We start from the raw sequence: 9,967 nt of genomic DNA, 5'->3' as shown, positions 1-9,967 counted from the left end.
TTAACCTGTTTGTGCCTTAAGTCCTTCCCTGTATGGATTTCAGCTACTTTTGAGCGTAGGCGCTCTCATCGAATTTTATTTTAAGTTAATTATTTGCATAACAATTCCCGAAGAGCCTTTATATTCAGGATCAAGGACTGGATAAATTTTGTCAAAATTATCCTGATTCTTAAATCAAAGTGATCCCCCCCAACCCCCCTTAAAAAGGGGGGAGAATACCTCAACTTAATTGTATTCTCAAGGAACAATAGATTAAATCCCTGTAGCGATAAATGCTGTCCAATAATAGGGATTGGCAAAGGGATAGGGTTCACGTTTAACCGCAGCTTCTAATAAGTCTTGGAATTTTCTTCTATCCCGTTTACTTTCAAAGACTCGATCAAGTAATTGCTGGAATTTTTGACTATTTTTAATTCTGGCTAATTTTTGACTATTCAATGTTCTTAACCAGGTTTGAGTATGATTTAAAACAATAGCGATACTTCCTTCATCTCGGATAGAAATTCGTTTAAGATCGTGATAAAATTTAGCCATAAATAACGTGTTTGCTAGGGGATCTACTGTCCAAAGGGTGCTAACAACACTAGAACTTCCTGCAAATAGAAACCCACTCGGTAAACCCACATATTCATCACTAATACTATCGGCTTTACTTTCGATTATACCACTTTCACAAGCAGAAAAAGTGACTAAACGACATTCTCTTAAGTCAAATTTTTCAAATACTTCTGCTAGGGTTAGGTTAGCTAATTCTCCTAAGTTACCGTCTGGATCTGCTAACATTAAAGCTGAGTCTCTAGGGGATTCATTATTAAATTTACCATGACAGGAAAAGTGAAGACAATGAGATGCTTGTAATTCTTGACGACGGTTTTCTAGGGTTTGTTCTGATGCTTCTAATTCCCCAATAATAATAGTTTTTTCAGTAGCAAATCCTTGACTAATTCTCTCGATTTCTAGATTTGCACCTAAGAGAGGTTTTAGGTCTTTTCTGGTGGGGTTTTTAATGGCAAAAAGACGAGTAAAGTTTTCACGCTGTAATGATTTTACCAGTTTTAAGAGTTGGCAACTGGGAACGTATCCTACACCATTAGAAAAGCGTTGATAGAGAAATTGTCCATTTTTTAGGGGTAAACAATGAAGGGGAATAATATGTAAAAACCAATGGGGAATTAGGATGAGACGAGAGCAGGATTTAGGAATCAGTTCTAAAAGTTCATCAATGGGGAGAATTTCTGAGAGTTGATTTAAACAATCATTAAGATTATTGATCCACTCGGTTTTATTATTTTCATAAGCATCACGATAATTTTTAATAAAATCAATCAATTTTCCTCGATCTTCTGCTGAAGATTGCCAAACTTTAACCCCTTTTACCTCAAAATCCCCCCCTTTTGAAGGGGGGTTAGGGGGGATCAAACCTTTTAAAGGGGGGTTAGGGGGGATCAAACCTTTTGAAGGGTGGTTAGGGGGGATCAAACCCTCATTAGTAACAATAAACGCCATAATACTATCCCCTGAAATATACCATTCTAAGATGGCAGTATCTTGATCAATTAAGGATTGAATCTCACTTAGAGGAATACTTTCAACCTTTTGAGTTAAGCTAAAAGTGGGATCTATGGGGGTGATTTCTCGGTCAATTAGTTGATTTAATTCTTGTTTTAATTGATTGAGGTGAGTATAGTCATTTAAGATGGGTTGTCTTTGTTGATCTAGGGGTAAAATTTCTCCCCTATTGCGGGTTTGTTCTTGGATGGCTAACCGTTGTTCTTCGCCAATAATGGCACGACGGAGGCGATCTAATTCGGTAATAATTATTTGGGGGATATTACCTTTAGGATAGATATCTCGTTCCGTAAGCAATTGGACTAGATAGCGAGTTTTGCTACGTTCAACGTATTCTAAAGCGCGATCTGGTTTATTGAGGTTGAGATAGAATTGAACTATACCATAATAAAGGTCTATAGCGGCTGAGAGGATTTCTTGTTGTTGTTGGGGGTTTAATGCTTCTAGTAGGATGATTTCTGACGCTTCGATGGCTAAATTGTAGCCTTTGATAGCGGTTTCCCAGTCTTCGATTAGGTTAGCAGCATTCCCTAAGTTTCGTCCTGTTTGTAAACAGTCTATGGGATAAGCAGTCGGGGTTATTACTTCTAAAGACTGGTTTAAAGCAAAAATAGCTAACTCTAAATTTTCTGCCTTTTCCCCTCTGATACGATCACTATAAGCATTGCCCAGATTATTTTGTGTCATTGCCCATTCATAAGGAAAGCTATCGCGGGTATATACTTCTAATGACAGGTTATAAGCAACAATAGCTAACTCTAAATTTTCTACCCTTTCCCCTCTGATACGATTACTATAAGCATTGCCCAGATTATTTTGTGTCATTGCCCATTCAGAAGGAAAGCTATCACGGGTATATACTTCTAATGACAGGTTATAAGCAACAATAGCTAACTCTAAATTATCTGCCCTTTCCCCTCTGATGCGCTTATTATAAGCATTCCCCAGATTATTTTGTGTTCCTGCCCATTCATAATGAAAGCTATCACAGGTATATACTTCTAATGACAGGTTATAAGCAACAATAGCTAACTCTAAATTTTCTGCCTTTTCCCCTCTGATACGATCACTATAAGCATTGCCCAGATTATTTTGTGTCATTGCCCATTGTTCAGGAAAGCTATCACGAGTATATACTTCTAATGACAGGTTATAAGCCACAATAGCTAACTCTAAATTTTCTGCCTTTTCCCCTCTGATACGATCACTATAAGCATTGCCCAGATTATTTTGTGTCATTGCCCATTGTTCAGGAAAGCTATCACGGGTATATACTTCTAAAGACTGGTTATAAGCAACAATAGCTAACTCTAAATTATCCGCTCTTTCCCCTCTGATGCGATTACTATAAGCAACCCCCAGATTATTTTTTGTCATTGCCCATTCAGAAGGAAAGCTATCACGGGTATATACTTCTAAAGCAGAATTAAAACAAGAGATCGCCCTTTCTAAATTATCAGCTTTACTGCCTTGATTCTTGTCAAGATAAACATTACCTAAACTATTTTGAATTTTAGCCCATTTTTGAGAAAACTTTTGCTCAGAATAAACATTCAAAACCTGTTGATAAATTGTTTCTGCTTCCTCATATTTCTTTGCTTTCTTATATACATAACCCAAGGTCTCAAGAGTGGCTACTTTTGTCGGTTCTAATGATGTTATTTGATTACTTAAATTCCAAGCTTCTAGCAAAGATTCTTCCGCTTTTTGTAACTCTCCTCTACGGTAATAAGCAACCCCTAATTGCTGTAAAGTTGTTATCATCATAGATATATTTTTTTCTGCTGAATACTCTGCAAATAATCTAGTTAATAGATCAATTCTTGCTTGAGTTTCTGATACTCCATCTCGTTCAAGAACCCGAGCAAAATTCACAAATTGACGATCAATATTTTTTTCTTCTGGTAGAGATTCAAACTTAAAAATACCTGATTTCCAAGCCCAAAAATCAGGGGCAAATCTAGCAAATCTAGTAATAGTATCGTTTTGTAAACAAAATAATATGGGATAAGGAACATCATAAGTAAAAGCGTCTCTAACAAAATTGAGATTTTGTAAAATAGGGGGATAATCCTTAAATCCGATAGAATTTTCTAATCCTTTGATAATTAACACTTGCTTTTTATCTTCTAAAGGGGGATTTTTAGATAAATAGTTTAAAATTTCATCTAATAAAAAACGCACCTGAGAATCATCTATATTTAAAACAATAAATTGTATATTTTGACATTGAGAATTATTCATTAAACTCTCAACTATCCAGTTAGCTTCCTCATTGCGGTTAACTTCAATAAAGCCAATAGTTAATCCTTCGGCAAAATCAATAAAAGTTAGTAACTCAGCTAATCTCTGCTGATTTTTTACTAAAAATAAACGATGATTAGAAATAGAGAAAGATTTAGTTTCTAACATTTTTTAATACCTTTTTAAAAGCTTGAATAGATTCAACAACTGGATTGATATAGTTCCATCTATCATTACCATTATATTCTAAGGCAGAAGTATTAAATAACATAAGTTGTCCAATTTGATTGTTATTAATTTCCTTGTTTAAATAGACATTTACTAAATGAGTATAATGCTCATCAGGAATGACTCTTTCAAAATCAAATTGTACTTGTTTAATGGCAGTTTGTACGTCTTCACTATCAATTTTAGAGCCGCCTTTTGCATTTGCTGAAGTAATAGCAGTTCTCATCATTTGCATTAGTTGTCTAACATGACCGCCACTAGCTTTAGCTAAACTTAATAAATCATCGTAATTAGCAAAAACATCCTGAACATTAACCCTAACTTCAATTAATTTAGCAACAGCTTTTAAGGCTTCTTCTTGATAGTCTAAATCGGGCTTATTTCTTTGTAAATTGTAGATATTGATCATCGGGACAATATTAGAGTTATCGAAAAAATTATTGACTTTTTTAGCTGAATAGATTGTAGAAATTGGCACAGTATAAATAATATTGCATCCCAAGGCTTGTAACTGTGCTGCATAATCGAAAAATAAATGATCGCCTACTTCTGGTGTTACTCGATCTAAATTGTCGAATATTACTAAAAATCCTTGATATTGAGGAAATTTTTGCTGTAATTTTCTAAACCCATCATCTAGTAAAAAATTTACATCAGCTTGTAAGCGAGAAATATCTTGTTCTAAGGTTTGACGAATTGTTTTTTTACGTTTATCAGACCCTTTAATTTGTGCTAATAATTTCACTAATAATTTAGCTACAAAAGGAATAGGAAAGGGAGAGGAACTAACATCTAAAGTTCCCGACATACTCACAGACTTCTCAACGGTTTCCTCTGTTTCTTCTGTGATATCTTTAAACCAAGCTTCAAAATTACTCAGAAGTTCATCATCAAACTTAATTCCTCGTTGTCTGAGTTCATATTCAATTTGCTTAATTAATACTAAATATAAGTCTATATAACGCGCATCTTCAATGTCAATTTCCCGATCAGCTTCTAAATAAACAATAAAATATTTTTCTTGCCATCTTTCCTGAATTCGCCTTAATTCTGTGCTTTTTCCACAGCCACGATGACCTGTAAATAAAATTGTTGTAAATTTTTCAGGTTCTTGAAATTCAAGAATTGTATCAACTTGACCTATAGCTTTGGTATTGCGAACTTTTGATAAATCAACATAATATCGTTTCATAGCTTCACCCCTTAGAGGATCAAGATTACAAACTCGGTAAGCTTCTTTGAGATTTTTGGCAAGATTAGTTTTGGTCATAGTCATTGAACAATATTCTGTGTGGAAACTAGGTCTATACTGATAGAATATCCGCAAAATAGTCCTAAAAGTCTTTCCCAGTAAACATTTCACGATTCCATAAGCAAAAATTATCACACAAAGTCGAGAAGAGCCTCATAATTAATTATATTATAGCTTTTCAAAAAATACAATCTCCCTAAATCCAGTATCAGGGGGAACGCATCTTATTTTTGAAAGGTAGGCTGGATAAGGGTTTTCGAGATCATGGTTGATTTTTTCTGAAACGCTGAAAGTCTTATTAGATAAGGAATCTAGAATTTAGATGCGTTTGCCCTAAATCCAGTATTGACCAGTCGAAGGGTGAGAAACTGCCTCAACTGTTGCGCCATATTCCGTAACCAAGCAACAGGATTATGATTTCCTTGTTCTTCTAACCCTGTTGCATAGTTTTCCATCACCTGCAAAAATTGAGGGTCAATCAATTCCTGATTTGCTTGCAGAATATTGGGTTCCTCACCATCAGCACAAGCGAGCAACTGTTCTATTAAATTAACATAAGCTTGTAATCTGGCTTCATCCATAACCGTTGCATTTGAATCAATGAGAAAAAATACTGAAATACTTAAGGAAAAGTTTTGTAAATTTCTCGGCGATGGGCAACTCTTTGACAGATAATCTTTTGATTTTTTTTGTCAAGAGTTAAGCCAACCCTATAATCTCCTATTCTAATTTTATACTTATCTTTGTAGCCTTTCATTTTCTTTAAATACCCTAATTCATAAGGATTATTAGCTTCTAATTCCTCAAAAACAATTAATCTAATATTAGATTGTATATCTTGAGGTAAAGACGCTAATTCTTTTAGAAATCTTTTTGTATATTCAACTTTCCACATTGTTATTGTTGATTGATGCTAGGTATTTTAAGGCTTCTTCCTTGGAAAGAGTTGGATCATTTTCAACTTCTTCAATCATTTTTGCGAGTCCATAATCTTCAAGAATTTCTTCGATTTTTTCAAATTCAGCAATGGGAATCTGAACGGCAATCGTTTTTTGATTGTTGTCTAATACATAGTTTTTGCTGATTTCTAGCATTGATTCCTCCGTCAAGGTTATTTGTGTTTTCAGAAAACCATCATTGTCTTAACTATGATTTTTGTGATTATGTGATGGACTGTGATTTTTTCTAGAGAATCACCATATAATATAATTGGATACAATGAATATTCGTGATTGTCAAGGGCGATTGCTGCCAAATTTGTTTGATATATTCCAAGTTTCTGCCTTAGAACATATCAAACAAATTACTTTTCTGCACAAATAACTGTCATTACAGCAACTTCTTTGTCCAATTGATCTCCTATTTCATCTTCAACAACGTCCAGATCGTAATCCATTTGTAATCCCAGCCAAAATCGCGGTGACATATCAAAATAACGAGCTAACCGAAGAGCTATATCCGCTGTGATAGGCTGCTTTCCGTGAACGATTTCGTTAATACATTGTTCGGGAACTCCAAGAGCCAGAGCTATTTGATTCTGACTAAGGTTCATTGGCTTGATAAATTCCTCTAAAAGAACCTCACCGGGATGAATTGGCATTAGTTTATCTTCATTCATTATTTTACCTCAATGATAATCAACGATTTCTACGTCTAGAGCATCACCGTTTTGCCAGACAAAGCAAATTCGCCATTGATCGTTAACCCGAATGCTATATTGACCTTCCCTGTCACCAACCAGACGTTCCAATCGATTTGCTGGTGGGACACGAAGATCTTGCAGGGTTTCCGCACGATTAAGCATCCGCAATTTTCGCAATGCCACTTGTTGGATATCTAATGGCAATTTACGCGAATGTTTACGTTCAAAAACTTTTTGAGCTTCTTTATCTTTAAAGTTTTGGATCACTCTCTAAACAATTTCTTATCCTACTTTTAAGTATATAACGTAAGGATGCTCCAATGGCAGAACTGGTTGGGGAACAGGCCAGACAGTGACTTCTGCGAATGCGTCTGGGGCCAAGATGACGCGACGACAAATGATCGCGGTAGCCTTCATGTTGGACATACTAACAACACCTTAGCCTGTTGTCAATGTCCCCAACAGTTAAAAACACCTCATATTCTTCTATATTTCTCGCTTGAGGGTTGAGATATTGCCCAAAGTTTTGTGTTAAATAAATCTGCATGGTTATTGTATCCTTATTATTTTAACCCTGTTGCATAGTTTTCCATCACCTGCAAAAAATCGGGATCAATAAATTCCTGATTTGCTTGCAGAATATTATTGAGTTCCTCATCATTAGTACAAGCGAGCAACTGTTCTATTAAATTAACATAAGCTTGGGCGCGTTGTTCGTTCATTGTCTGTACTGTGATTGATGTGATTATGTGATGGACTGTGATTTTTTTTGAGAGAGCGACCGTATAATATAATAAACACTCATGATTGTCAAAGATAACCTAATCATAGTTTATCATTCAATCATTCTAATCATAGTTTAGACATTATTAAGGAGAAAGACTATGGACATCACCATTCATCTTAGCCAAGAACAAAGGGAAAAACTCGCCTACATCCAACAACATAGCGATCAGGATATCACTACCCTGCTCAATCAAGTTATTGAGCAACAATATACCAAACTACACCCGCGTAACTCAGATCCCCTTAAAGTGCTGAAAGAAAGCGGTTTTATTGGGTGTGGACAAGGTTCGCCCGATCTTTCTACTAATTATAAAACTATTCTGAAGGAAGAATGGTCAGCCAAACATGATTATAGTTGATACAGGCTTCTGGTTGGCTCTCGCCAATGAGCAAGATAATCATCATCAGCAAGCACAGCTTGTAATTCAAAGATTGCGAGAACCCCTAATAACAACCTGGTGTGTTGTCACCGAAACTTGTTACCTTTTGCTAACTTGTCTCGGTAATCATGCTCAATTGCTATTTATCCAAAATTTCTTAGCAGGTGGTTTTGAAGTATTTGAGTTACAATCAAATCATGTTAGACGAATGCAACAACTTATGAAACGTTATGAAGATATACCAATGGATCTAGCTGATGCTTCATTAGTAGTATTAGCTGAAAACTTAGGGCATGGGAAAATTTTAACGTCAGATCGCCGCGATTTTTCAATCTATCGCTGGCAGGATACCCATACTTTTCAAAATCTATTCTTAGGATATCCTTAATAATTTCGAGAGAATGATAATACTTTTGCTTCAGGTATCCTCTTTATTGGCGATCGCTGCTAATCTGGCGATCAAACGGCTTGCAACATGAATTCAACCTTGATCGCTTCAAACGGGAACTCTACACTCCCATCTGCTACACGACTCAGAATACCGACATTTAAAAGTGCCGTAATATCTCCATGTACTGCTTTAACATCCCGATGTACTCGCCTCGCCGCCTCACGGATAGAAATGGGGCCAGCACCGCACATAGCTTTGAGGAGTTCCCACCGCTTGGCAGTCAGAACTTTCCAGAGAAGTTCGGGGGTAGCAAAACTGATACGAACTTCTTTTTCTGCTCGACCCGTTTTCATCGCTTGAACGGCATCGGCAAGGGTGTCAGTCAAGGAGCGAACTTCAAGAACGACCGTGTTCATAATTTCACCTCAAAATGTCAGAGTTGAAGTCGGCCATCAATTGGTCTGGCGAAGAGAAAGCATAAAGAGACTCCACACCATCGAAATGACGGTGATCGCCTGTTCAATTAAATTAACATAAGTTTGTAATTTGGCTTCATCCATAACCGTACCCTTCAACCCCAAACTACCCTTAAAAGTCATTATACATCAGAATTTATGGCGCTACTTGTTATTATTTGGTATATTATTGTATAGTTTCCCACAAAATGCCGGGAGATATAAAACTAATGATAATCCGAAGCGTTAAATGTTAGAAATTGAGTACCTGAGAGATACAAATGGTGAACTAACAGGGGTTGTTATCCCTATTAAAGTGTGGAAACAAATCTTTCCTGAAGCGGAAATTGCCTTAGATGAGTTATCGGATAGATTAGAAGATTATTGTCTAAGTCAAGCAATGGATGAAGCGATGTCAACCCCTTTATTAGACCGTCAAACAGCATTACAATATCTGGAGGAATAATTTGGAAGTTGAGTATCGCCAATTATTTTTAAAAGATTTAAAGAAGTTGAAAAAACAACCTATATATGATCAAATCGTCGATATTGCTTTTGAAAGACTCCCCTTAGCTATCAATTTGGAGGTTTTAAGTAATATTAAGGCGATGAAGGGTTATCCTAATCGTTATCGTATTCGTGTTGGTGACTATCGTATCGGAATAGAAGTACAAGGAAATAAGGTAGAAATGATGCGTGTTCTACATCGACGGGATTTTTATCGCTATTTTCCCTAATTTTAATTGGGTTCCTCATCATCAGTACAAGCAAGCAACTGTTCAATTAAATTAACATAAGCTTGGGCGCGTTGTTCATTCATCGTCTGTACTGTGATTGATGTGATTATGTGATGAACTGTGATTTTTTTTGAGAGAGCGACCGTATAATATATACTTTAGAAGTTCATAATCTGAGATTTATTAAACTTCTGAAATCGTAGAGTCAGCAAGGAATCCAGTTCTTTTTTATGTTTCAAATGGGCATCATTCAAACATTCATAAATGGCTGAAGAAAAGTCAG

Annotated in this window: 14 protein-coding genes and 1 pseudogene; 4 read left to right on the top strand and 11 right to left on the bottom strand. The window is 35.9% G+C overall.

The annotated features are described in order from the left end of the window. Positions 1 to 252: 252 nt before the first annotated feature. The 8 genes from EWV66_RS22040 to EWV66_RS22005 all read right to left on the bottom strand — a co-directional run bounded on the left by EWV66_RS22040 (position 253) and on the right by EWV66_RS22005 (position 7,657). Positions 253 to 3,981 (bottom strand): CHAT domain-containing protein, encoded by a 3,729-nt coding sequence (locus EWV66_RS22040; RefSeq protein ID WP_287107585.1) that lies wholly within the window; start codon positions 3,979 to 3,981, stop codon positions 253 to 255. Continuing rightward, on the bottom strand, positions 3,968 to 5,317 hold the full coding sequence (locus EWV66_RS22035) for an AAA family ATPase (protein WP_185237771.1): 1,350 nt from the start codon (positions 5,315 to 5,317) through the stop codon (positions 3,968 to 3,970). Before EWV66_RS22035 ends, EWV66_RS22040 begins: the two co-directional genes overlap by 14 nt. A 287-nt stretch (positions 5,318 to 5,604) precedes the next feature. Then, entirely contained in the window at positions 5,605 to 5,874 is a 270-nt protein-coding gene (locus EWV66_RS22030; RefSeq protein ID WP_185237770.1) for a hypothetical protein, read from the bottom strand. Positions 5,875 to 5,915: 41 nt separating this feature from the next. Further along, entirely contained in the window at positions 5,916 to 6,188 is a 273-nt protein-coding gene (locus EWV66_RS22025) for a type II toxin-antitoxin system RelE family toxin (RefSeq protein WP_185237769.1), read from the bottom strand. Continuing rightward, complete coding sequence (locus EWV66_RS22020; protein WP_185237768.1) at positions 6,175 to 6,387, bottom strand: RelB antitoxin-like protein; 213 nt, start codon at positions 6,385 to 6,387, stop codon at positions 6,175 to 6,177. Before EWV66_RS22020 ends, EWV66_RS22025 begins: the two co-directional genes overlap by 14 nt. 209 nt (positions 6,388 to 6,596) lie before the next feature. Further along, entirely contained in the window at positions 6,597 to 6,911 is a 315-nt protein-coding gene (locus EWV66_RS22015; RefSeq protein WP_036399402.1) for a HigA family addiction module antitoxin, read from the bottom strand. Positions 6,912 to 6,920: 9 nt separating this feature from the next. After that, positions 6,921 to 7,202: a type II toxin-antitoxin system RelE/ParE family toxin gene (locus EWV66_RS22010; protein ID WP_002740810.1), complete on the bottom strand. Its 282-nt coding sequence runs from the start codon at positions 7,200 to 7,202 to the stop codon at positions 6,921 to 6,923. Positions 7,203 to 7,498: 296 nt separating this feature from the next. Then, a complete protein-coding gene (locus tag EWV66_RS22005) occupies positions 7,499 to 7,657 on the bottom strand; it encodes a hypothetical protein (protein WP_167341555.1) in 159 nt (52 codons plus the stop codon). 162 nt (positions 7,658 to 7,819) lie between these two features. Here EWV66_RS22005 and EWV66_RS22000 point away from each other — a divergent pair, with 162 nt between their 5' ends. Next, positions 7,820 to 8,080 (top strand): hypothetical protein, encoded by a 261-nt coding sequence (locus tag EWV66_RS22000; RefSeq protein ID WP_002737535.1) that lies wholly within the window; start codon positions 7,820 to 7,822, stop codon positions 8,078 to 8,080. After that, entirely contained in the window at positions 8,067 to 8,489 is a 423-nt protein-coding gene (locus tag EWV66_RS21995) for a type II toxin-antitoxin system VapC family toxin (protein ID WP_052277431.1), read from the top strand. Before EWV66_RS22000 ends, EWV66_RS21995 begins: the two co-directional genes overlap by 14 nt. 71 nt (positions 8,490 to 8,560) lie before the next feature. On the opposite strand, the gene EWV66_RS21990 is transcribed toward EWV66_RS21995, so the two are convergent. Together EWV66_RS21990 and EWV66_RS21985 are read right to left on the bottom strand one after the other, a co-directional pair. Beyond that, positions 8,561 to 8,908 carry an HVO_A0114 family putative DNA-binding protein gene (locus EWV66_RS21990; RefSeq protein WP_002751511.1) on the bottom strand — a complete coding sequence of 116 codons (348 nt, stop codon included), beginning with the start codon at positions 8,906 to 8,908 and terminating at the stop codon, positions 8,561 to 8,563. 36 nt (positions 8,909 to 8,944) lie between these two features. Then, a complete protein-coding gene (locus EWV66_RS21985; RefSeq protein ID WP_155726632.1) occupies positions 8,945 to 9,091 on the bottom strand; it encodes a hypothetical protein in 147 nt (48 codons plus the stop codon). 106 nt (positions 9,092 to 9,197) lie between these two features. Here EWV66_RS21985 and EWV66_RS21980 point away from each other — a divergent pair, with 106 nt between their 5' ends. Both EWV66_RS21980 and EWV66_RS21975 read left to right on the top strand, forming a co-directional pair. Beyond that, complete coding sequence (locus tag EWV66_RS21980; RefSeq protein WP_002786275.1) at positions 9,198 to 9,413, top strand: RelB antitoxin-like protein; 216 nt, start codon at positions 9,198 to 9,200, stop codon at positions 9,411 to 9,413. Between the two features lies 1 nt (position 9,414). Then, a complete protein-coding gene (locus EWV66_RS21975; protein WP_052277430.1) occupies positions 9,415 to 9,684 on the top strand; it encodes a type II toxin-antitoxin system RelE family toxin in 270 nt (89 codons plus the stop codon). 158 nt (positions 9,685 to 9,842) lie between these two features. Here the strand turns inward: EWV66_RS21975 and EWV66_RS21970 are convergent. Further along, a pseudogene (locus EWV66_RS21970) lies at positions 9,843 to 9,967 on the bottom strand (IS630 family transposase); the annotation flags it as partial.

This window comes from Microcystis sp. M_OC_Ca_00000000_C217Col, from assembly GCF_007095585.1.
GTDB classification, from domain to species: domain Bacteria; phylum Cyanobacteriota; class Cyanobacteriia; order Cyanobacteriales; family Microcystaceae; genus Microcystis; species Microcystis panniformis.
Note: the sequence above shows the minus strand (reverse complement) of the source record. Positions and strands in the feature narration are given on the sequence as shown.

What these genes read in the sequence shown, in the direction of transcription:
- EWV66_RS21990 (WP_002751511.1), bottom strand. Translation starts at nt 8,908, where the DNA reads ATGAACACGGTCGTTCTTGAAGTTCGCTCCTTGACTGACACCCTTGCC.
- EWV66_RS22020 (WP_185237768.1), bottom strand. Translation starts at nt 6,387, where the DNA reads ATGCTAGAAATCAGCAAAAACTATGTATTAGACAACAATCAAAAAACG.
- EWV66_RS22015 (WP_036399402.1), bottom strand. Translation starts at nt 6,911, where the DNA reads ATGAATGAAGATAAACTAATGCCAATTCATCCCGGTGAGGTTCTTTTA.
- EWV66_RS21995 (WP_052277431.1), top strand. Translation starts at nt 8,067, where the DNA reads ATGATTATAGTTGATACAGGCTTCTGGTTGGCTCTCGCCAATGAGCAA.
- EWV66_RS22030 (WP_185237770.1), bottom strand. Translation starts at nt 5,874, where the DNA reads ATGGATGAAGCCAGATTACAAGCTTATGTTAATTTAATAGAACAGTTG.
- EWV66_RS22035 (WP_185237771.1), bottom strand. Translation starts at nt 5,317, where the DNA reads ATGACTATGACCAAAACTAATCTTGCCAAAAATCTCAAAGAAGCTTAC.
- EWV66_RS22025 (WP_185237769.1), bottom strand. Translation starts at nt 6,188, where the DNA reads ATGTGGAAAGTTGAATATACAAAAAGATTTCTAAAAGAATTAGCGTCT.
- EWV66_RS21980 (WP_002786275.1), top strand. Translation starts at nt 9,198, where the DNA reads ATGTTAGAAATTGAGTACCTGAGAGATACAAATGGTGAACTAACAGGG.
- EWV66_RS22000 (WP_002737535.1), top strand. Translation starts at nt 7,820, where the DNA reads ATGGACATCACCATTCATCTTAGCCAAGAACAAAGGGAAAAACTCGCC.
- EWV66_RS22005 (WP_167341555.1), bottom strand. Translation starts at nt 7,657, where the DNA reads ATGAACGAACAACGCGCCCAAGCTTATGTTAATTTAATAGAACAGTTG.
- EWV66_RS22040 (WP_287107585.1), bottom strand. Translation starts at nt 3,981, where the DNA reads ATGTTAGAAACTAAATCTTTCTCTATTTCTAATCATCGTTTATTTTTA.
- EWV66_RS21985 (WP_155726632.1), bottom strand. Translation starts at nt 9,091, where the DNA reads ATGACTTTTAAGGGTAGTTTGGGGTTGAAGGGTACGGTTATGGATGAA.